We start from the raw sequence: 20,948 nt of genomic DNA, 5'->3' as shown, positions 1-20,948 counted from the left end.
CCGTAATTCCCGTCGCTGCCCCCCATGACCGACGCTTGCTCAAAACCCACCATTCTCGTGACCGGCGGCGCTGGCTACATCGGCTCCCATACCGTTCTAGCGCTTCAACAGGCCGGCTATCCGGTGGTTGTGCTGGATAATTTGGGCTACGGCCACCGCGAGATTGTGGAATCGGTGCTAAAGGCTGAGTTGATTGTGGGTGACATTGGCGATCGGGCCTTGCTCGATCGACTCTTTGCCCAGCGCCAGATTGGAGCCGTGCTACACTTCGCCGCCTACATTGCCGTGGGCGAGTCCGTTGCCAATCCCGCCAAATACTATCGCAACAACGTGGTGGGAACCCTGACCCTGTTGGAAGCCATGGTGGCGGCCCAAGTGCCCCATTTCGTGTTTTCCTCCACGGCGGCTACCTATGGCGTACCCCAAACCCCCAAAATTGCCGAAGATCATCCCCAACAGCCGATTAATCCCTATGGGGAGTCTAAATTAACCGTCGAGCGGATGCTGCGGGATTTTGACCTGGCCTATGGATTGCGATCGGTCATCTTCCGTTACTTCAACGCTGCCGGAGCCGACCCCTCCGGCAACCTGGGCGAAGATCACCAGCCGGAAACCCATCTGATTCCACTGATTTTGCTGGCGGCCCTGGGCCAGCGGGACAACATCGCCATTTTCGGCACGGACTACCCCACCCCCGACGGCACTTGCATTCGGGATTATGTCCATGTGAACGACTTGGCCCACGCCCATGTGTTGGGGTTGGAATATTTGCTGAACGGTGGCGAATCCACGGCATTTAATTTGGGTAATGGCAACGGATTTTCCGTGAAGGAAACGATCGCTGCTGCTCGCCAGGTGACCCAACGCCCGATCGTTGTGGTGGAGCGCGATCGCCGGGCTGGTGATCCGCCCGTGCTGGTCAGCAGCAGCGATCGGGCCCAGGCGGTTTTGGGCTGGCAACCGGAGTACCCAGATTTAGAGGCGATCGTGTCCCATGCCTGGCACTGGCATCAACGCCGCCACGGCACTGAATAACGCCAGCCAGCTTCTATCCAGCCGTTTTTAGTCAGTTACCCAATGAAAGCCGCCCAATTTTTCTCCGTTGAAATCAGATGAAATCAGAGGATAAAAATAGGTCAATGCGGATGAGGCTTGATTTTTTGAAAGAGGCTTATTGGGGTAGAAAACTTTCGTTTAATACCTCAAAAAGTTGGTAGGGACAAGCTTCTGGAAACTGTTCGATCGGTAATTCTGTTTCATCACTGGCTTGCCGACGTGCTCTGGGATAGGCCCAATCTAGGGCCTCAGGTAGGAAATTTTTGAGGCTAGGGGAATCGTCTAATAGGGACTGAATTCGGGTTCGGTGTTCCGTGATGCTTCCTGCCCAGCTTCCCGATCGCATCTCAGGCTGAAATTGCCACTTTAAAAGATGCACAAGAATCACCACCAAATTATGTTTAATGGCACGTTTATCGCTGCGGGCCATTGACTCTAATTCATCTAATAAATTATCCCAATCCACATTGCCGTAGTCACGGCGGCGCAGTTGTTCGATTGTTGCGTCTAACCAAAGGGCGTAATCGCACTCATACAACGTTGCCAAATTGTCCCGGGCCACTGTCATCGCTGTACCTCACGGAAACAAGCAAACTGAGAGGGCAAAAACGTTCACCCTCTCAATTTAGCAGTTCGCCTAAGAAAATGCCTTGACTTCCTTGGGGATCCAATCAAGTCTCGATGGATGATTGATAGTTTTGACTGTCAACTAGACTATCCACCAGACTATCAATCAAACTATCAATCACATGAGCTTGATTGACGTTTGAAGAAAGGAGAACAAGAATCTACGAGCTGGTAGCTTGACACAACAGCAGTCCAAACCATTGCTGTGGATCGCTCCAGGTTTTGACGGTGGTGAGGCCGCGCTCTGCGAGTTGTTGAGGCAAGCGATCGAGCCGGAATTTGCGGGAAAGTTCCGTCAAAATCGACTCCCCGGCTTGGAAGTTGGCGACAAAATCCAGGCGATCGAACTGCACTTGGCAATCGCGGTGACAATGGAGATACATCTCGATTTGCGAGTCTGCGGTGTTATAAACCGCTTCGTGACTGAAAGCATCGAGATCAAAATTGCCCCCAAAACGCCGGTTCAAATGAGCCAGCATGTTCAAGTTGAAGGCGGCCGTCACTCCCTGAGAATCGTTATAGGCTGCCTTGAGGATTTCCAGGTCTTTTTCGAGATCAACTCCTAACAGGAAATAGTCACCGGGCTTGAGCGATTGGGCCACGCGATCGACAAAGCTGTTGAAGTCTGTGGGGGAGAAATTTCCCATCGAACTGCCCAGGAAAAACAACAGGCGCGATCGCTCATTGCTGTGGGCTAAATAGTCCAAGGCCTGGTCATAGGTTCCCAATAGTCCCTGGATCCAAAATTCAGGATATTGCGATTGCAGTTGCACCACGCTGCTGTGCAAAATGCCGCCACTAATATCCACCGGGAGATAGTGGCAAGTGTCGGGGCGATCGGCCCAAAGCGATCGATAGGCATCCAACAGTAAGCGAGTTTTGGTGGAACTGCCGCTGCCCAATTCAATCAGCTCGTGGCTGTCGGTGATTGCAGCAATTTCGGTGGCATAGGTTTGCAAAATCCAAGCTTCTGTACGGGTTGGATAATATTCCGGAAGCTGGCAAATGTCCTCAAAGAGTTGCGATCCCCGATCGTCATAAAAATACTTGGGAGACAACTGCTTAGGGGTTTTGCTCAAGCCTTGGATCACTTCTGCCCCTTCTGGGGTGGCGGGTGCGTGGCTGTGATCCAAAACAATGATCGCCCCCGATCGAATATCCGCATCAACCATTTCAGCGGCGTTTACAGGGTGCGATTGAACAGACGAATACCGGCTTTCTAGTGGCATAAATCACTTGTTCCTTGGGCAATCCGAAAGCCCACATGTTGATAAAAATGAGGTCGAAACCAATTGCGATAGGATGGCAGGGCCATGGAGCCATTAGTGGCCCAAGAACCACCCAGCATCATCCGGTGATCTTCATCAAAAAAAGGCGCTGACTGATCCTTATAAAGGGGATGAGGTTCAAAGCCGGGTAATGGATTAAAAGCATCAGCAATCCATTCCCAAACATTGCCGCGCAAATCCGCAAGTCCTTGGGCGATCGCCCCGTTTGAATTGACCGCTCGGGGTGAGATCCATTGCCAGTGCAAATTGGGAGGCAATTCAGCAATGGGGCCTGAGTTTTGCCCGAAAGCTTGCCCAAAGTCTTGCCCGAAAGCTTGCCCAGAATCTTGATCTAGATCTTGGATGAAAGGGCGATTGAAGTGGGGATCTGTTTGCTGATTCCAAGGCTGGAAATCATGACCTTGCGCAGGGTTTTGTGCCTCTGTTGTTGACCATTGCAATGCACGATTCCATTCCGCCTCGCTGAGCAATCGCACGCCTTCACCCTTCCAGCGACAGAAGGCGATCGCCTCGTGATAGTTCACTTCTGCGGGCCAGGCGAGGGGTAAATCACATTCAAAAAAGGTCGATCGATACCGGTAGTGATCGCCTTGCGGAATCCAAAATTTGGGGTGGGAAGCCTGATGCATTTCGCGCCATTGCCAACCCTCAGCCGACCAGTAGGCTGCGTTTTGGTAGCCACCGGCTGCCACGAATGCTTGATACTCTTGGTTGGTGATGAGGAATTGGCTCGCCCAAAAGCTGGGTACTTCCACTGGGCGGCGACCATATTCACTATCCCAACCATAGGTTTGATCGGTTGGGGATTTTCCGAGGGTGACTGTGCCGCCGGGAATCAGGCGCATGGAATTTTGCGGTGCGGGCAAATCCGTTGGGGCGATCGACCAATCGGCCGGACATCGCAGGCGATCGAGGGGTAATTGGCGCAACAACATCGAAGAGGTTTCAATGTGAATCCGCTGATGCTCGATCGCCATCAACAGGGCCCAAAGGGGATGTTGGGGGTGAATGGGTAATTCAAAATCAACAGTCTGAATCACTTGCTCGATCGTGGCCTTGACCCGATCGCGATAGTCCCAAACAGCCGCCACTTCTGGCCATTGAATCTCGCCAATGACGGCATCTAATTCCGCAGCAGTGTTAGGATCAACCCCGATTTCAAACAACTGCTCATAGTCTGGGTTCAGCCGTTGTGACCACAGGCCAACCCGCACCAACTTATTGACATAAAAAACCGCTGAATGTCCTAAGTAGAAAATCAGCGGGTTGCGTAGGGGATCTGGTCGTAAATAAAAGGTTGCTGGCTCTGCCAAACTGCTTAGCAGCTTATCTTCTAAAGCCCAGGCATCCTGAAAATAATGCAGCAGTTCCTGCGAGCAACAACGGTCTAACCGTGGCACAGTTGGGGCTGAATTCATCCGAATGTCAGCCGGATTGGTTGCAACAGTCATATGGCTAGATCACCATGACGATTTCAAATGATCTGATCTCCAATGGTTTTAGCATTGGGCAATGGCCCGAGCCATCCCTTGAAAATCAAGACTGAATTTTCCCCATTGCGGTCAAAACCGATCCGGAAGGATCGGTTGAGGTCGCTTGCTTTGCAGCGGGTCTTGCCCAATTAGGATTTCAATGAGGCAGGGGCAAAGGTTTGGGGAATTGTGTTCCCATCCTCAGTCTGATTTTGGATCCTGAAGGGGAACTTCAGCAATTCTTCAGCGTTATGGGATCTATTTCTTCACAAAGCGTGATTGAACATTTCTTCACAGAGTGTGATTGAAATTCCCTTGAAGAATCGCTGTCAACAATTCGTTTCACGAGTCATGTCTAAGCATTCCTTCCCAAGGTCGATCGGGGTGGCCAGCAACATCACAGAAAACGATCAGTCGGATCACTCAACTGTAAAAGCCAAACCTAAAATAGTCCACGGTAGCGTATAAAAACCAACAGCGCCGCCCAAGATCCCAAGGCCACTTTCACCGCCACCAAGAAGTTTAAAACCGGTAATAAACCACCGCTGGCAAGGGTTCCCAACTCACCGTGGGGCAATTCATATCCAACTAAGGTGACGACAGCCAAGGCGATGAAAACGAGTACGGAAATTTTTTCCCAGGTGGCGGCTCGCCAGCGTTGATAAAGATTTTGCATCCAATCTGGCGAAGCGGTAATGGTCACTAGGCCGATCGCAGTGCCCCCCGCCACGCCCGCTGCAAAACCACCGCCGGGGCTGAGGTGACCGCGAATTCCTAGCTCGATCGCGACCAGGGCGGCGATCGTGGCTCCTAACCGCGCCAGTACGATCGAGGGTTGATCCACCAAGCGTTGAATTGAGCAGGATGGATTTTCATTGGCTAATAAAAATTGCGATCCCATGATTGCAATTGTAAAAACCACCACCTCAAAAATGGTGTCGTATAACCGATTGCGAAAAATGATCCCCGAAACAGCATTCGGAACCCCGCTATCGGTCACCACTGCCTGCACAATTTCAGCCCCGATCACATCTGGCGCATAGTTGGGAAACAACACCATTTTGCAATAGAGCGCTAAGCCTGCCAGTACATAAATCCACTTAATCATGAGGGTTTGCGCTCCTGGGTAAGGGTGACGTTGGCTGACGAATCAGTTGATAAATTGGCTAATAAATTGGCTGACTGATGTGCTGACTGATAAGTAATGGTGGCCAAGTCTGACAAGGGCTTTTCCCGCATAATTTCGTAGAGCCGTTGAACGCGGGTGATGAGTTGTGGCTTTCCGGAATGGGGCTGAGGCGCTGTTGAGTCTTCAGGGGCACTTAAAAGACTGGATGTGGGCGAATAGATGGCATGAACTTCCCGATCACCCAAGGCTCGCTGGAGTGCCGTCAGGCTGGGATAGGGAACCAATTCAATGCGGAGGTAAAAGGGCTTGAATGTATTTGCTAAACATTCCACCACCGTGGGATCTAATTCCCCATTGGCAGACTCTTGGGTTAAGTCAGGTGCGTGGGTTTCCGGGTCTAAATGCAGTAGATGAGGCGGGGTAACGATGGTTGGATCTTCTAGATATCCTAACTGCAAAACCAAGGACGATCGCACAGCAATTGCATATAGGGTAATTGCCAGTAATGTGCCCATCAGCGCTTCCGTTAGAGACACATCAGCAGCACCCAAAACCGCATAAACAGCCGCCGCCAAAGCGCCCAAAATGCCACGAATCACCAGTGCATGGTAAGGATTCGATTGAAAAATTACCATCGCTGCCGAGAGCGGCAACAGCGCAGTGATCACATAAATTGGCAGGTCATTAACCCAGTTCAACTCATTCATGGTTGGTCTCCGCTGGTGGAGCAGTAGGCCAAAACATAGCCCAACATAGTGTTCCAAACGGCCAAACAAATCATGGCCAAAATGAGCAATGGCCACTCATTGGGAATCTTTAATAACAATCCAAACACGATCGCCAAAGATCCCAAGGTGTCCGACACCGATAAGCCGTGTAATTTAAAAAGCACCGATCGGCGGGTGAGTAATTGGGTTGTGCCCCAAAACCAAAACACCATCCCGCCCACTAAACAAAGATTGCTGATGCCGTCAACCAAAGGCAGTTCTGTCCAGGTCATGTTTAGGCTTCTCCCATTCGTTTCAAAACGTTAGCCAACAGCATTAATCCAGCATTGCCCACGCTCAACACAATCACGGCTACGACCCCGATCGACCAATCATCTCGCTGCACTGAAACCAGCAAAATGGCAATTGAAACCTTGCTGGAAACACTCGACAGGGCCAACATCTTTTGCCAAACGTCTTCTTCTGTGCAGGCTTTATAAATTGGAATTAACAAAGCCAGAATGGCAGCAATCAAAATGGCATTGGTCATGGTGAATTGAGCAACCTGAGTCAGGAAGTTGAGCAGTCACGGCGAAGCAATCAAGTCCTAGGGATCAATTTTGTGAACGGCATAGCCGGTTTCTTTGTCGTATCGGCAAACGATGGTTTTGGGGGTGAAGGTAATGAGAAAGATGTCCAAAAAAATTAGTTGGGTCGATCGCCGCTGAGGAACCTGTTCCCAAACAATGCTTTCCCGACGATGGGGACGGAACATAATTTCAATGGATTCGATATAGGCCATGGGAATGGCGGTCACGATCTTCCAGAAAACGGTGAGCCAATCTTTGAGGCGATCGGGCGCAAAGGATTGACGCGGCAAAAGCACAGCAACCACAATCCCGATCGCGAGGTTGACCCCACTGCCATCGGCTGTTAGCAACAACCAAATCAGAAGGCGAAATAAAATAATTGCGAGCCGGCCGATCTTTACCATGACAATGCCATCCAAAACAGCACAACAGACGTTAAACTCATGGCCCCCACCAGGTGATCAAATTCTTCGGCCACCTGAGGTAATTTCACAGTGCTTTGACGAATCACAACCCAATAGATTAGCCAGCCTGCGGCAATGGTTAAACCGGCCTTGCTGGCACTATCCACCGTATAAGCCGCTCCATAAAAACCATTGGCGAACACTAAACTTCCTAGTAGCAAACTCACAGCAATCCAAAGCCCAGACTTGGGAGCTGTGGCGGCTGCTTTGAGTTCTAAATTAGCGGCACTCGTGCCAGAAAAATTGAGGTTTTGAGTAGCCAAATTTGATGTGGCTAACGTTGAGCTAGCCATGACGGCCACTTCGGGTTTCGGTAGAGCATGGGCAGTGATTTGACCTGCTCCTTGGTCACCGCTGACGGCTTTGTCAAGGGATGGGAATCCATTGGGTTTGAGGAAGATGAATTTCGCAAAAGAAATGGCTGTCCCGATCGCGGCTGCGTTCATCAGCATGGTTTGCCAAGGTTGCAGTTCTTTCAGGGTTAAGGCCTTGGCCGCAAAACCAGCCAAAAGGGGCAATCCAGAAATTGACAAACTAGCCAGCAGCAACCCAACCCAAAGGGTGCGATCGATCGTTTGGCTCTTTAGAATCTTGAAGTTGCGGCTGGGCAAAGAACCCGCCAATAAAAACAAACAGGACTTCACCAAACCATGGGTGAGGGCATAAAATCCACCGACCAAGGGCGCGGCCAAAACAAACCCCAACTGCGAAATGGTGTGAAAAGCCAACATTCGCTTGGTGTCCTTTTCAAACATGGCGTAGCTAACCCCTAAAAGGGCTGTTGCGACCCCAAAAATTCGGACAATTAAATCCAAATCATCAGATACGAAAGCGCAGCGTAATAAAGGCAAAATACTGGCTTTAATGGCAATTCCCGAAAGCAGGGCTGAAACGGAGGTTTCTGATTCTGAGTGGGTGAGCGGTAGCCACAAGCCGGAGATAAAAACCCCCCCTTTCACCAGCAGTCCCAAAAAGATGAGGGCGATCGCCTCCGGTGGAGCCTTGGCAAGACCTGCTAGGGCAAAAGAATGTTGATGTTGATAAACAGAAACTGCCCCCACCAGGTAAAACAGCATGGCAGCATTGCTAATGAAGAGATAGCGCAGGGCGACCCAAATGGAGCGATCGCTGCGGGGATAGGCAATGAGCAAAAAAGCCGCAATGCCGCTAACCTCTAGGGCAATATAAATACTGACTAAATCAGCACAAATAAATGCCGCATTGAGGCTGCCATGGAGCATTAACAATTGGCTGTAGAAAAAAGCTTTTTTGGGGCTTTTCCAGGAATAGCACAAGACTGCGAGGGTGACGATCGCATTGGTCAAAATGAAAAAAGCTGCCAAGGAATCGGCAACCAAAGTCACCCCAAACCGATCCAAGAGGGTTAGCGGCAAGGGAGCATTGGCGGTTAACAGTAGCCCGGCATAAACCGCTGAGGTGACGGCGACCAGCAGGGACAAGACTCGATCGAGCTTGGGCAGCAGGGCAATTACAAACCCCACCATCAGGGAAAAAACAACCCAGCCAACGGTTAAAGGTTCCAAGATAGAAGATGCAAGCATGGTGGCTTCTGGGGGTGGTAAATGAGCCATCAAGGGGCTATTAGCGACTCAATCTAGGGGAGGACTAGCTCAGTGCGCGATCGCGCCATCTGAACCATCGTTGAGCCATTGAAGATGCTGAGAATTGACGGAGTTTGGGCAAGCAACGCCACTCAACTCAGCAAGCATTTGTGGGGTGATGGATGGTCAACGGGACAGTTGACCAAGGGGTGAATTCAGACTTAACTCAAAGTTAATTGGAACTTAAACCTGAACCCGTAGGCGACCCAATTAAGAGCCATGAAACCAGGATTAACTCAGATGAGTTACTTGAAACTAATTTCAACAAAATTAACTGAAAATTAGTTGCTAGTTGATCTGGATAAATCCCTGATTGAGGATCGATTTAAAAACCAGTGAACGGCCTATCGCTGATTGTTTTTTTCAATTTCAGCCGTTTCCAGGGTTGGGTTATCCCGCGCTAACTTCATCACGCCCACCAGCATCAGTGCTTGGATGGAAAAGCCAATCACAATCGCCGTCAAAATCACCGCTTGGGGCACTGGATCTGCATAGGTCACATCACGGGGAGGTGATTGCAAAATGGGTGTAAATAGACCCGATCGCGCCGCTATGAGCACATAGTAGGCAATGACACCTGTGCTCATGACATCCATTGAGACAATTTTCATGACTAGATTTTTCTTTAAAACCATCCCGAAAAATCCTAATAAAATAGTGGCAAAAATAAATCCTTCTAACATGGCTCATTACTCTATGGTGAAGGTCATTTGAATCAGCAATTCTGAAAGCAAACCAATGCAATGAAAGATGACTTAGGACAGATTGAACAGATTGATTAGAGCAAGTTGCACAGATTGCTAAGACAAAACAATCCGATCATATTCTGACGGAATGCCTGGGCAAAGAAGTTGGAAATGTCCAGGGCGATGAAAAACGGCTTGGGCCTACTTGGCTCATTCAAATTAAATAGGGTGTTGTTGTAACCAAATGATCTGATTACTCTTTTTTAGTACTGACTTAACGACTATACTATGGAGCGCTTGAGGATTGATCGCCTTGGTCAATTAGAGACTGACATAAAAACTTAATTGTTTGATTGAATTTTCCTATTTGAATCTGGATCAATGGGTGCTGTTTGGAAAGGGGCAGGGACAGGAAGCACGCCACCGCAATCAATAGGGCGATCGAGTGGCCCATTGCAGCCTGCTCGATCGCCCCAGTGGCGCTCAGTGCCCAGTGATATGAAGTTTGTTGAAGCTTGATTGGGTTTGACGAGATTTGATCGCCCCCTATTGCAGCTTCACCTTGCCCTTAATCGAAATCTTGCCGTCACTCTCCACATTCCAAACGTCGTAGTTCCCCACCACGTCGCCGTTTTCGTCAATGTCCACGTTGCCGCTTGTGCCCTGGTAGTTAATCTTCTTGCCCGCCTTCAGCAACTCCAGCCCCTTGCAGACATCGGTAACCGCTTCCCCGTCGCCGCTAGACACTTCCCGAATCTTGCTTTGGATCCCTGTGCCCGTGTTTTCGCCGGCCGCTTGGGCTGCCAAGGCCATCAACATCACCGCATCCCAGGTTTGGGGCACAAAAGCGGCGGGGGCCTTGTTCAGCTTTCGTTGCACCAACTCCGTCAGGGCCGTGAGGCTTTCACCGTCGGCTCCGGGCACTGTCCCGATCGCCCCGGCCACAATCGGTTTCCCATCGGATCCCATCCCCACCTGTTTCGCCAGGTCGTCCGTTTTCATGCCGTCCGTCAGCATGATTTGCACCCCCTTGCTCAGGCCCTGCTCATAGGCTGCCTTCAACAACAGGGCCCCGCTTTCCACATAAAGAATGGCCGCCACCGCGTCGGGTTTTTGGCTGAAGGCCGCATTCACCTCCGACTCAAAGGTGGCCGCCTTGGGGTCATAGCGGGTGGGTTTGGCTTCGTTGACCACCGTGCCGCCCAGTTTTTTGAACGCGGCGATGAATTTTTGCTCAAAGCCCACGCCGTAATCGTTATTAATCACGATCGTGGCAACCCGCTTGTGGCCCCGCTCAAAGGCCAGCTTGGCCAGTGCTTCGGCCTGGTAGGTGTCCGGCGGGGCCGTTCGGGCCCAAAATCCTTGGAATTCGCCTTTTTTCGCCCGTTCCGTGAATACGGGGCTGGTGCTGCCGGGCGAAATCATCATCACCTTGTTGCGCACGGCCACATCCACCGCCGCGCCGGAAACACTGCTGGCAAAGGAGCCAACCACCCCGGCCACCTTGTCCACTTCCACCAGCTTGGTCATCCCTTCCACGCCCACGGTCGGATCCGTTTGGTCATCGGCCAGCACCAGGCTCACGGGTTTGCCGTTCACGCCCCCGCAGGCGTTAATGGTTTCCACAGCCAGGGGCAAAACCTCTGACATGGGCTGCCCGATCGACTGTAAATCGCCTGTGGTGGGCAGCAGGGCCCCCAACTTCAGCCCATCGGCAGGCGCAGCGGCTTCCGGGCTGCCTCCGGCGGGGGATGCGTTGGGCTGTCCGGCACAGGCTCCGAGCAAACTGGTCAAGGCCGCCACGGCCATCAGGGCGGGCCAGGTGCGACGCGGCTGTCTGGCTCGCGAGGTCAATTGTGGTTTCATGGGGTCGTGATGCTCGGGCATCGCAGTCATGGTCATTCACTCCTCAAGAATTGGAAAACCCAATGCGGCCTAGTCTTAGCCCGTTCTGGCTCGATCGAGCAAATCGATCGCCCAGGAGTCTCGGCCCTGAGTTTGCTCCTGGGTTGATCAAATTAATTGATCAGATTAGTTGATCGAATGAGTTGATCAAATCAGGGGCCGGTTTGAAGCCCAGGCGGATTTAATCTCTCAATCTAATATTCCGGCTCGATCTCTGAAACTGATCCCTAGAATTCATCTCTAGAACTCATCTCTGCAATCCATGAGTGTTCCATGCGCTCATGCATCTCAATGATTGCCCCTGAGGGATGCCTGAAAAGTATCTTTGGAGACTGGCAAAGCACCCATAATCGTGGATGCAAGGCATTGCAGCCCTTTAGCTCCGTCGATCGACCACGGATTAATTTTGGCTGTTTAGATTTGGCTGTTTAGATTTGACTGTTTGGAGATCCGCTCAGGCTGATGGATCTTTAAGAATATTTTTTTAAGAATATTTTTTTAAAAATATCTGCGAGTGATGACTATCCTGATCGCGCTTGAACAGTCATTGGCAGCTATTTGCCATTCTATTGATAATGGCTCGGCCTTGATGGTTCGGCCTTGAACTCAGACCCTAGCTCAAAGCCTGTTCAGAACGGAGAGAGAGGGATTCGAACCCTCGGAGAGTCTAAACGACCCTCAACAGATTAGCAATCTGCCGCTTTCGACCACTCAGCCATCTCTCCAGAAGGCGCTGTGTTGACAACGCGAGCTACATAGTAGCAGAGTTTTTTTGATTCTGTGAAGGGTTTTGGGAACAGTTTCAATTTTTTTGTTTTCAGGGAGCCATGACCAGCCGCGATCGTGGTGAGTCAGTTTCGGGGCGCGGTGTTCTCAGCGGTGGCCGCAAAGGATTGCTTGTGGGGGAGATCGGGCGATTCGGCCCCTCGGTGGTTTGTGTAAAAGTTAAGGAATATGTAAAAGTTAAGGAATATTATGAAGTGCTAGGCTCAAATTAGGCAGCTCACGGCGCGATCGCTCCCGCTGTATCGGGGTCTCAAGCATCAGCCAACCCTAACCCTCAGCCAGCCCCTTCGTTAGACCAAGCTGCCATACGCTAGCGTCTAAATCCCTAAACACTTCTCAAAACATCTGAATCAACCAGCTAGGCTTCCTTCTCTATGACAATTAATACCGCCCGTCTATCCATTTTTGTGGATGGCAACAATATGTTTTATGCCCAGCAAAAGAATGGCTGGTTTTTCGATCCTCGGCGGGTTCTTGAATATTTCACCGAACCAGCTAATGTGCAATTGATTAATGCCTTTTGGTATACGGGGCTGAAGGATCCTCAGGATCAACGGGGATTTCGGGATGCATTGATTAATCTGGGCTACACGGTTCGCACCAAATTGCTGAAGGAATATTACGACGACAAGTCTGAGCGCTATTCCCAAAAGGCGAACCTGGACATTGAAATCGTGATTGATATGTTCAACACCGTGGATCAATATGATGCAGTGGTGTTGTTCAGTGGGGATGGAGATTTTGAGCGGGCGATCGAGCTGTTGCGCTCCAAAAACACCCATATCACCGTGGTTTCCACCGAAGGGATGATCGCCCGGGAACTGCGCAACGCGACCGATCGCTACATTGACCTTAACGACATCCGCCGCAAAATCGAAAAGTCGGATTATTAACCGATGACTATTCATCGGGACTTCAGCGATCACTGACTGTGGGCGCACGGCGGTGCGCCCCTACCTGGTTGAATTGTCCAGAGCTTTGAGGGGTGGACTCGGTACGCCCATCCCATTGACTGATTACAATCCCGATCGCCCCTTGCGCGATCGGCAACCAAAATCGTTAGAATAAACCCCATGGGCGCAACCTAAATTTAGCGTTGCGCTTTTGCATTTTTGGTTGTCCCTTATGAATAGTTGTCCGCATTGGTCGCGGCCGATTCCTCGGAGGTAAGTTCATGACCGCTCAGTCTGCTGGCCCGGTAATTAATCCCGATCGCGTTTTGATTTTTGACACCACCCTGCGCGATGGCGAACAGTCGCCCGGCGCATCGCTGAACGTCGAAGAAAAGCTAACGATCGCCCGCCAGCTAGCTCGACTGCAAGTGGACATCATCGAAGCCGGCTTTCCCTTCTCCAGCCCCGGGGACTTCGATGCCGTCCAGCGGATTGCCGCCGAAGTGGGAACCCCCAACGGCCCGACCATTTGCGGCTTGGCCCGCGCCCGCAAGGAAGACATCCAAACGGCGGCCGCAGCTCTGAAGGAAGCGTCGAAGTGGCGGATCCACACCTTCATTGCCACGTCCGACATCCACATGAAGTACAAGCTCAAAAAAGAGCGGCCGGAAGTAGTGGCGATCGCTGAAGAAATGGTGGCCTACGCCAAGAGCTTCACTAACGATGTGGAATTTTCGCCGGAGGATGCGGGTCGCAGCGATCCGGAATTCCTTTATGAAGTGCTGGAACGGGCGATCGCCGCTGGGGCGACCACGGTGAACATTCCCGATACTGTGGGCTACACCACCCCTGATGAATTTGGCGTGCTGATTCGCGGCATCAAGGAAAACGTGCCGAACATTGATCAGGCGGTGATTTCCGTCCATGGTCACAACGACCTGGGCTTGGCGGTGGCCAACTTCCTGGCGGCAGTCCAAAACGGCGCACGTCAGTTGGAATGCACCCTGAACGGCATCGGTGAACGGGCGGGCAATGCTTCCCTGGAAGAGTTGGTGATGGCGCTGCACGTGCGGCGATCGTTCTATAACCCGTTCTTTGGGCGATCGCCCGAGTCGGAAGAACCCTTGACCGGCGTGAACCTGAAGGAGATCTACCGCACCTCGCGGATGGTCTCGCAACTGACGGGGATGATCGTCCAGCCGAACAAGGCGATCGTCGGGGCCAACGCCTTCTCGCACCAGTCCGGCATCCACCAAGACGGGATGCTGAAGAACAAGCTGACCTACGAAATCATCGATGCTCAAACGATCGGGCGCACGGAAAACCAAATTGTCTTGGGCAAGCTGTCGGGCCGCAACGCCTTCGCCACGCGCCTGAAGGAGTTGGGCTTTGACCTGACCGAAACGGAATTGAACAAGGCCTTTGTGCGGTTCAAGGACGTGGCGGACAAGAAAAAGGAAGTGAGCGATCGGGATTTGGAGGCGATCGTCAACGACGAAATTCGCCAAGTGCCGGAACTCTACCGCCTGGAGCATGTGCAAGTGTCCTGCGGCGATAAGTCCTGCCCCACGGCCACGGTCACGGTGCGGATGCCCGACGGGAGCGATCGCACCGATGCGGCCACCGGCACGGGCCCCGTGGATGCGGTTTACCGCGCCATCAGCCGGATCGCCCAAATCGACAACGACTTGATTGAGTTCTCCGTCCAATCCGTCACTGAAGGGATCGACGCGATGGGCGAAGTGACGATCCGGATTCGCCACACGGACACGGTGTTTTCGGGCCATTCGGCCAACACCGACATCGTGGTGGCTTCCGCCCAAGCCTACGTCAGCGCCCTCAACCGGTTGGCAGCGGCCCTGCAAACGGAAGGGAAGCGCAATCCCCAAACGGAAACGGTCTCGATCGGGTAAGTCTTGCCCCATGAGTCCCTAATTTCCTAACTGGGGGCGATATTGGGGCGATCGATTGGGGGGGGCAGGTTCAGCGCCTGACCCCCAGCCAAACCAAAAGAAAAAACGAGGATACCGCTAGGGTTCCCTCGTGTTGCCGCAAATTTAGTGAAGTCTATCGGATCCCGATCGCCCCAATTGATGCGCTAGGGCGATCGCCCGACTTTCTCCAAAGACTGAAAAAACTGAAAAGCTGGGAAGCTGCCAACGGGGATTCCGAGGAATCAACCGCAGCCTTGGTTCAACCGCCCGCGACGGCCGGCACGATGCTCACCTCATCGCCGTCGGCCAGGCTGGTGGCTTGGCCATCCAGGAATCGGATGTCTTCGCTGTTCACGTAGACATTCAAGAAGCGGCGGAGTTTGCCTTGCTCATCGCAAATGCGCTCCTTAATTCCTGGACAGCTTTCTTCCAGGGAATTGATCATCGCGTCGATCGTGTCGCCGCTGCATTCGATTTCGGCCCGATCCTCGGTGAATTTTTGCAGCGGGGTAGGAATCAAAACTTTAATGGCCATGGTCGTGCAGATTCAGAAACTCAGAACAACGCAAAAAAAAGGGCAGGCGATCGAATCAATACATCGAGTCGTGACAACGAATCGTGATTGCGAGTCGTGACGACGAATCATGATTGCGAACAATCAACAACAGTCAAAAGCAAACCCGCAAACAGCAGGCATGAATCGCCCGAGATTGGCCCTAGCCTCACCCCAGTGGGATTCGGTGGTGGGGTTCGGTCGGCCGCCGCTTGGGCTGGCCAGGTCAGTGGACAGACTCCCCATGGGCAAGAGCCATGAGCGCGTGACCAACTCCCGCGCGGTGGGGGTGATTCACAACCCAAGCCGCGAATCACCCGGTTTTTGGGAAAATCCCTAGACCAAAACCTGTTGCCACTCCAGGCGATCGAGCGTGCGGGCCCGATCCCAAGCACGCTCAAAGCTATCCAGCTTCGGATCAATTTCCAACGGTTGACCCGCGTGGCTTTGAACCGCCTCTTGGGTTTTCAGACCGTTGCCGGTGATGTAAACCACCGTGGTTTCGTCGGGGTTAATCTTGCCCGCTTCCACCAACTTCTTCAAGACGGCGATCGTCGTACCGCCAGCGGTTTCCGTGAAGATGCCTTCGGTTTCCGCCAGCAGCTTGATGCCTTCCACGATTTCTTCATCGGTGGCGGTTTCAATGTGGCCGCCGGTTTTGCGGGCTTGCTCCACCGCATAGATCCCATCAGCGGGGTTCCCGATCGCGATCGACTTGGCGATCGTGTTGGGCTTCACAGGGGCAATAAAGTCCCGCTCTTCCTTGAAGGCCGTGGCGATCGGGTTGCAACCCTCCGCCTGGGCCCCGCTACACTTCACAGGCTTCGATTCCACCAAGCCCGTGGCGATCAGCTCTTGGAAGCCCTTGTGGATTTTCGTGAACAGGGAGCCAGAAGCCAACGGAGCCACAATGTGATCCGGCAGTTGCCAACCCAACTGTTCCGCCACCTCAAAGCCCAAGGTCTTGGAACCTTCAGAGTAGTAAGGACGCAAGTTGATGTTCACGAAGCCCCAGCCGTAGCTGTTGGCCACTTCCGAGCAAAGACGGTTCACTTGGTCATAGTTACCGCGCACCGCCATCACGGTGGGGTTATAGATCAACGTGCCCAACACCTTGCCCGATTCCAGGTCAGCGGGAATGAACACGCAGCATTCCAAACCCGCGTGGGCTGCGATCGCTGCTGTGGAGTTAGCCAAATTGCCGGTGCTGGCGCAGGAAACCGTAGTGAAGCCCAGCTCGCGAGCGCGGGTCAGGGCCACGGACACCACCCGATCCTTGAAGCTCAAGGTGGGCATGTTCACCGCGTCGTTCTTGATATAGAGGTTCTTGAGACCCAAACGACGAGCCAGGCGGTTAGCCTTCAGGAGGGGAGTCATGCCCGTGCCCACGTCGATCGGGTCGCTGCCTACGGGCAGAAAATCTTTGTAGCGCCAGATGGAGTTCGGGCCGGCCGCGATTTTTTCGCGCGATACGTTGCGGGCGATCGCCTCGTAGTCATACTTCACTTCCAGCGGGCCAAAGCACAACTCGCACACATGCATGGCGGTGGCTTCGTATTCAGCACCACATTCTTTGCACTTCAGGTGCGTAAAGTGGCCGCTGTGGCTATGGTGGCCATCGGCTGGGTGGCTGTGCTGATGATCGGGCGATTCGGTGGCGGTGCGGCGGGTATCGAGAACTCCAGTCATGGGGCGGTTTCGCTCCTGTTTTGCGGCAACGGGATTAGGGAGTATCCCATCGAATGCAAAAAGCGTATCACGGGTTACAAGGGGGCTGCAAACAATCCCGATTAAAAAAGTCGGGATTTGTTTTACACCCGTTTCAACGCCCAAAACCCGGATCTGTAAAGGGATATGTCGATCGCCCGCCATCGGTTAAGCTATCGATCGCACCTTGCTACAAAATTTTTATTTTTCTTAAGAAACTGTGATGGTCATCGGGCGGAGGGGGCGTTGGTGGCAGCGGTGGGCATGGATATCGGGCTGCACCGTGGCGGTAACCCTTGTGGGGGAAGGGTTTTTATCCAGTGTTTCCGCCGAGGATTTTTCTGGTGTCTCCTCACGGCCGATCGCCCGGTTCCAATCGGCTGTGATCGAAGTAATCCAAGCTAGTGCGACTCAACTCGGTGCGATTCAACCCGGTGCGATCCAATCCGACATGACTCGGCCCAGTGCAGTCGTGGGTCAATTTGAAGCGGCCCCTTGCCCATCGCTGCTGCGCACCGATGCCCTGGCCCGGTTGGGCGATCGGTTGCGCTGTGGCTTTGTGACCGTGCCGGAGCGCCACGCCAACCCCACGGGGCCCACGATTCGCCTGGCCGTGGCCCAAATTCGCAGCGATCGCCCCCAGGCCCAACCGGATCCACTGGTGATGGCCCAAGGGGGGCCCGGCGGTTCCACCCTGATGCTGCTGGAACCTTGGTGGGAAGCCATCGCCGCCACGCCGGGCCTGAGCGATCGGGACTTGGTGCTGATTGAGCAACGGGGCACGCAATTTTCCCAGCCCTATTTGTTTTGCCAGGAAATCTACGAGGTCGATCGACAGATTGCGCCCCAACTGCCCCAGCTCAGCGAGGAAACCATCAACCAAAAAACCCTGGCGGCCTATGGGGCCTGTCGCGATCGACTCTTGGGCCAGGGGATAGACCTGGGAGCCTATAACAGTTGGGAAAATGCTGACGATATCCCGCTGGTGATGTCTGCCCTGGGCTATGGCCGCTTCAATTTCTATGGGGTGTCCTACGGGACAATGCTGGGCCAACACCTGATGAAGCGCCATCCCGATCGACTGCGGAGCGTGATCTTAGATGCGGTGGTTCCCCTAAACACCAACTACATCACCGAATCCTTGCGCAGTCACGATCGGGCCCTGCGGCAACTGTTTGAACAATGCCGACGATCGCCCGTTTGCCAGCGGGAATATCCCCGCCTGCAAGAAACCTTCCAAGCCGTGGTGGCCCAACTGGAGCGCCAGCCCATCACCACCGAAGGCTTTGACGCGATCGCCTATGTGGATGCGCAATTGCAAGCGGGGCGATCGGGCCGAGTCCTGGCCGACAATGGTGAGCAATTTTGGCGCACCGTGGCGATCGACGGCGATGGGCTGGTTAACCTGGTCATTTCAGCGCTCTACGACAGCAGCTTAATTCCGCAACTCCCGGAATGGCTGCGCGAAATGCGATCGGGCGACTGGTCTTCCCTCACGGAGCTAGCGTCCGATTGGTTCAGCCCCCTAGCCGACGGAATGCAACAATCGGTGCTTTGTGCTGAAGAAGCCGGATTCACCACCCCCGGAACCACCGACTTGGGCAGCATTCTGCCGGAATTGCGCTCCCTCAGCACCGATCCACAAGAATTTCTAGACAGTTGCCGCCTCTGGCCAGTCCCCACCTTGGGCCCCGAAGCCAACCGCCCCGTGCGCACCAACATTCCAACCCTGTTGCTGTCGGGCAACTTAGATCCGGTCACGCCGCCACCCTTTGGCAATCAGGTGGCAGCCGGTCTGCCCCACGCCTATCACTACACCTTTCCCGGGTTGGGCCATGGGGCCTTTGCCAGCAGTGATTGCGCCAACCGCCTGGTTCGCGATTTTTTGCGCGATCCAAACCAAGCTCCCGATGGGCGTTGTGCGGCTCAGGTGCAATTTATGCCCCAAGTGCCGATGATTCCTGCCCTGCACGCGATCGCGGTGTGGGGCACTCGAGTTCGATCGCTCGTCCCCTTGGGCTGGCAGCGAGATTCGATCTTGACCAACCTGTGGCGATCGCCCGAAACAGAACCGAATGAAGGCCGCATCAGCTTCATGTGGGTGGTGGGCGAAACCGGCCCCCAAGCCTTGCGACGGTTGGGGCTGACCGTGCCCTTGACCGCCCAAGGATCCCGGCAGGTGGGCGGGCGCACTTGGCAGCTTTATGCCAGTCCCCAAAGCCCGGTGCAGGTGGCCGCCACCACCGAAGGCCAGGATACGTATCTCATCGCAGTGGAAAGCTTGCGCCAGCGATCGCGCCAAGCCATTTTGCAAGGGGCGATCGCCGGGTTTCAACTGGTCCCGGCCATTGCATTGCCGCCCAAGCCATAACCCTGGACTGATTAACTGATTAGTACCGATTAATTAGGCCTGAGCCTCTGAGTGCCAGCTCCTGAGTGCCAGCCCATGGGTACTAACTCATGGGCACTAACTCATGGGTGTAGGCGTAGGGACAACGATCGCAGGAGCCGGCCGGCCCCGCCGCGCCACCTCCACAAACTGGCTAACCCGGTTCGGGTCGATCGGCAAATCCCGCCGGCCTCGCCGCTTCAGGGAACTGGCCACAATTACCCCATCCGCCACTTCCAGCAGTTGCGCCACATTGTCATAATTAGCCCCGCTGCCCACAAAGATCGGCGTATCTCCCGCCGCAGCCTTGGCTAATTCCAAATCTTCGATGTTTGGGGGGCTACCAGTGGCCCAGCCCGACAAAATGGCCCCATCGGCCAAGCCACGTTCGATCGTGTCCTGTACCGCCACCGTTAAGTTGGGCGACCCGATCGGGCGAGCATGTTTCACCAACACATCCGCCAAAATCTTGACATCACTGCCCAGTTCTCGCCGGTAACGCAGGAGCTGGTGGGCCTGGCCTTCAATCAATCCCTGATCGGTGGCCATCACCCCCGACAGCACATTGACCCGAATAAAGTGCGCCCCGGTGCAAGATGCGATCGCAATGGCCGAATGGGCATCATTGCGCAACACATTCACCCCGATCGGTAAAGTCACCAAATTTTGTAAATGGTGAACCACCAGCGTCATGGCACTCACCACCGCCGGATCAACCGCATCTTTCGGAAAAGGGGCATCAAAAAAATTTTCCACCAAAATCGCATTCACCCCACCGGCAGCCAGCGCCACTGCTTCCTGTTCAGCGCGCTCAATAACTGCCTTAAGGCTCAGTCCCCACCGCGCAGAACTCGGCAGCGGCAACAAATGGACGACTCCAATGATTGGCTTAGGATGTTTAAAGACTCGATCTAGATCCACGCAAAGACCTGAAAACTCGGCGAAACACAGCGGCGTTGCTAGCACCCCCCATTCTATCGAGCTTAGGGATCCCAGTCGGGTCAAATTTTCGGGCAAATTTTGAGGCAAGTTCTCGGGCGAGTTCCCGGGCAAGTTTTCGGGCAAGTTCTCGGGCAAGTTTTTGGGCGCAGGGTGCGCCGTCGATCTTCGTTCATTTCTGAGTCGGGTCTGGGGTGGTG

General features: G+C 53.5%; 19 protein-coding genes and 1 tRNA gene. 5 read left to right on the top strand and 15 right to left on the bottom strand.

The genetic code is table 11. The features are described 5' to 3' along the window. Positions 1 to 24 precede the first annotated feature (24 nt). Positions 25 to 1,035 (top strand): UDP-glucose 4-epimerase GalE, encoded by a 1,011-nt coding sequence (gene galE, locus H6G52_RS04980; protein WP_099531619.1) that lies wholly within the window; start codon positions 25 to 27, stop codon positions 1,033 to 1,035. Positions 1,036 to 1,171: 136 nt separating this feature from the next. Here the strand turns inward: galE and H6G52_RS04975 are convergent, their stop codons facing one another. The 12 genes from H6G52_RS04975 to H6G52_RS04920 form a co-directional block, all read right to left on the bottom strand. Then, a complete protein-coding gene (locus H6G52_RS04975; RefSeq protein ID WP_190526820.1) occupies positions 1,172 to 1,624 on the bottom strand; it encodes a DUF29 domain-containing protein in 453 nt (150 codons plus the stop codon). A gap of 220 nt (positions 1,625 to 1,844) precedes the next feature. Continuing rightward, positions 1,845 to 2,855 carry an L-histidine N(alpha)-methyltransferase gene (egtD, locus tag H6G52_RS04970; protein ID WP_190526930.1) on the bottom strand — a complete coding sequence of 337 codons (1,011 nt, stop codon included), beginning with the start codon at positions 2,853 to 2,855 and terminating at the stop codon, positions 1,845 to 1,847. Between the two features lie 47 nt (positions 2,856 to 2,902). Continuing rightward, entirely contained in the window at positions 2,903 to 4,423 is a 1,521-nt protein-coding gene (gene ovoA / locus H6G52_RS04965) for a 5-histidylcysteine sulfoxide synthase (protein ID WP_190526818.1), read from the bottom strand. 463 nt (positions 4,424 to 4,886) lie between these two features. Beyond that, positions 4,887 to 5,549: a Na(+)/H(+) antiporter subunit B gene (locus tag H6G52_RS04960; protein ID WP_099531672.1), complete on the bottom strand. Its 663-nt coding sequence runs from the start codon at positions 5,547 to 5,549 to the stop codon at positions 4,887 to 4,889. After that, positions 5,549 to 6,280, bottom strand: a complete 732-nt coding sequence (locus H6G52_RS04955) for a hydrogenase subunit MbhD domain-containing protein (RefSeq protein ID WP_190526817.1) — start codon at positions 6,278 to 6,280, stop codon at positions 5,549 to 5,551. Before H6G52_RS04955 ends, H6G52_RS04960 begins: the two co-directional genes overlap by 1 nt. Continuing rightward, positions 6,277 to 6,573: a monovalent cation/H(+) antiporter subunit G gene (locus tag H6G52_RS04950; protein ID WP_234406442.1), complete on the bottom strand. Its 297-nt coding sequence runs from the start codon at positions 6,571 to 6,573 to the stop codon at positions 6,277 to 6,279. The genes H6G52_RS04955 and H6G52_RS04950 overlap by 4 nt, the downstream gene beginning before the upstream one ends. Before the next feature lie 2 nt (positions 6,574 to 6,575). Beyond that, positions 6,576 to 6,830: a hypothetical protein gene (locus tag H6G52_RS04945; RefSeq protein ID WP_099531615.1), complete on the bottom strand. Its 255-nt coding sequence runs from the start codon at positions 6,828 to 6,830 to the stop codon at positions 6,576 to 6,578. A 57-nt stretch (positions 6,831 to 6,887) separates the two neighbouring features. Beyond that, the gene (locus H6G52_RS04940) at positions 6,888 to 7,274 is read right to left on the bottom strand and encodes a Na+/H+ antiporter subunit E (protein WP_190355600.1); all 387 of its coding nucleotides are present in this window, start codon (positions 7,272 to 7,274) and stop codon (positions 6,888 to 6,890) included. Beyond that, positions 7,268 to 8,878, bottom strand: coding sequence for a cation:proton antiporter (locus H6G52_RS04935; protein WP_206753602.1), 1,611 nt, complete (start codon positions 8,876 to 8,878; stop codon positions 7,268 to 7,270). The genes H6G52_RS04940 and H6G52_RS04935 overlap by 7 nt, the downstream gene beginning before the upstream one ends. 422 nt (positions 8,879 to 9,300) lie before the next feature. Continuing rightward, positions 9,301 to 9,639: an NADH-quinone oxidoreductase subunit K gene (locus tag H6G52_RS04930; protein WP_190526815.1), complete on the bottom strand. Its 339-nt coding sequence runs from the start codon at positions 9,637 to 9,639 to the stop codon at positions 9,301 to 9,303. A 549-nt stretch (positions 9,640 to 10,188) separates the two neighbouring features. Further along, on the bottom strand, positions 10,189 to 11,508 hold the full coding sequence (locus tag H6G52_RS04925) for an ABC transporter substrate-binding protein (protein ID WP_199309273.1): 1,320 nt from the start codon (positions 11,506 to 11,508) through the stop codon (positions 10,189 to 10,191). 674 nt (positions 11,509 to 12,182) lie between these two features. Next, positions 12,183 to 12,272: transfer RNA gene (locus H6G52_RS04920), tRNA-Ser, on the bottom strand. 102 nt (positions 12,273 to 12,374) lie between these two features. Here H6G52_RS04920 and H6G52_RS04915 point away from each other — a divergent pair. From H6G52_RS04915 to H6G52_RS04905, 3 genes are all read left to right on the top strand, one after another. Continuing rightward, the gene (locus H6G52_RS04915) at positions 12,375 to 12,545 is read left to right on the top strand and encodes a hypothetical protein (protein WP_190526814.1); all 171 of its coding nucleotides are present in this window, start codon (positions 12,375 to 12,377) and stop codon (positions 12,543 to 12,545) included. Between the two features lie 162 nt (positions 12,546 to 12,707). After that, the gene (locus H6G52_RS04910) at positions 12,708 to 13,226 is read left to right on the top strand and encodes an NYN domain-containing protein (RefSeq protein ID WP_099531612.1); all 519 of its coding nucleotides are present in this window, start codon (positions 12,708 to 12,710) and stop codon (positions 13,224 to 13,226) included. 281 nt (positions 13,227 to 13,507) lie between these two features. Continuing rightward, positions 13,508 to 15,139, top strand: coding sequence for a 2-isopropylmalate synthase (locus H6G52_RS04905; RefSeq protein WP_190526813.1), 1,632 nt, complete (start codon positions 13,508 to 13,510; stop codon positions 15,137 to 15,139). Between the two features lie 280 nt (positions 15,140 to 15,419). On the opposite strand, the gene H6G52_RS04900 is transcribed toward H6G52_RS04905, so the two are convergent. Both H6G52_RS04900 and thrC read right to left on the bottom strand, forming a co-directional pair. Continuing rightward, positions 15,420 to 15,695, bottom strand: coding sequence for a MoaD/ThiS family protein (locus H6G52_RS04900; RefSeq protein WP_099531610.1), 276 nt, complete (start codon positions 15,693 to 15,695; stop codon positions 15,420 to 15,422). A gap of 354 nt (positions 15,696 to 16,049) precedes the next feature. After that, on the bottom strand, positions 16,050 to 17,402 hold the full coding sequence (gene thrC / locus H6G52_RS04895) for a threonine synthase (RefSeq protein ID WP_099531608.1): 1,353 nt from the start codon (positions 17,400 to 17,402) through the stop codon (positions 16,050 to 16,052). Between the two features lie 301 nt (positions 17,403 to 17,703). Here thrC and H6G52_RS04890 point away from each other — a divergent pair, with 301 nt between their 5' ends. Next, positions 17,704 to 19,791 carry an alpha/beta hydrolase gene (locus H6G52_RS04890; protein ID WP_190526812.1) on the top strand — a complete coding sequence of 696 codons (2,088 nt, stop codon included), beginning with the start codon at positions 17,704 to 17,706 and terminating at the stop codon, positions 19,789 to 19,791. A gap of 96 nt (positions 19,792 to 19,887) precedes the next feature. Here the strand turns inward: H6G52_RS04890 and btpA are convergent, their stop codons facing one another. Further along, positions 19,888 to 20,730 (bottom strand): photosystem I biogenesis protein BtpA, encoded by an 843-nt coding sequence (gene btpA / locus H6G52_RS04885; protein ID WP_099531668.1) that lies wholly within the window; start codon positions 20,728 to 20,730, stop codon positions 19,888 to 19,890. Positions 20,731 to 20,948: the final 218 nt, after the last annotated feature.

This window comes from Limnothrix sp. FACHB-881 (assembly GCF_014698135.1).
Taxonomy (GTDB): domain Bacteria; phylum Cyanobacteriota; class Cyanobacteriia; order CACIAM-69d; family CACIAM-69d; genus CACIAM-69d.
Note: the sequence above shows the minus strand (reverse complement) of the source record. Positions and strands in the feature narration are given on the sequence as shown.

Bases quoted from the DNA above. Each gene is read 5' to 3' on its own strand.
- thrC (WP_099531608.1), bottom strand. From the start codon at position 17,402: ATGACTGGAGTTCTCGATACCCGCCGCACCGCCACCGAATCGCCCGAT.
- H6G52_RS04940 (WP_190355600.1), bottom strand. From the start codon at position 7,274: ATGGTAAAGATCGGCCGGCTCGCAATTATTTTATTTCGCCTTCTGATT.
- H6G52_RS04925 (WP_199309273.1), bottom strand. From the start codon at position 11,508: ATGAAACCACAATTGACCTCGCGAGCCAGACAGCCGCGTCGCACCTGG.
- H6G52_RS04930 (WP_190526815.1), bottom strand. From the start codon at position 9,639: ATGTTAGAAGGATTTATTTTTGCCACTATTTTATTAGGATTTTTCGGG.
- H6G52_RS04975 (WP_190526820.1), bottom strand. From the start codon at position 1,624: ATGACAGTGGCCCGGGACAATTTGGCAACGTTGTATGAGTGCGATTAC.
- egtD (WP_190526930.1), bottom strand. From the start codon at position 2,855: ATGGTTGATGCGGATATTCGATCGGGGGCGATCATTGTTTTGGATCAC.
- galE (WP_099531619.1), top strand. From the start codon at position 25: ATGACCGACGCTTGCTCAAAACCCACCATTCTCGTGACCGGCGGCGCT.
- H6G52_RS04955 (WP_190526817.1), bottom strand. From the start codon at position 6,280: ATGAATGAGTTGAACTGGGTTAATGACCTGCCAATTTATGTGATCACT.
- H6G52_RS04945 (WP_099531615.1), bottom strand. From the start codon at position 6,830: ATGACCAATGCCATTTTGATTGCTGCCATTCTGGCTTTGTTAATTCCA.
- H6G52_RS04905 (WP_190526813.1), top strand. From the start codon at position 13,508: ATGACCGCTCAGTCTGCTGGCCCGGTAATTAATCCCGATCGCGTTTTG.
- H6G52_RS04900 (WP_099531610.1), bottom strand. From the start codon at position 15,695: ATGGCCATTAAAGTTTTGATTCCTACCCCGCTGCAAAAATTCACCGAG.
- H6G52_RS04915 (WP_190526814.1), top strand. From the start codon at position 12,375: ATGACCAGCCGCGATCGTGGTGAGTCAGTTTCGGGGCGCGGTGTTCTC.
- ovoA (WP_190526818.1), bottom strand. From the start codon at position 4,423: ATGACTGTTGCAACCAATCCGGCTGACATTCGGATGAATTCAGCCCCA.
- H6G52_RS04950 (WP_234406442.1), bottom strand. From the start codon at position 6,573: ATGACCTGGACAGAACTGCCTTTGGTTGACGGCATCAGCAATCTTTGT.
- H6G52_RS04910 (WP_099531612.1), top strand. From the start codon at position 12,708: ATGACAATTAATACCGCCCGTCTATCCATTTTTGTGGATGGCAACAAT.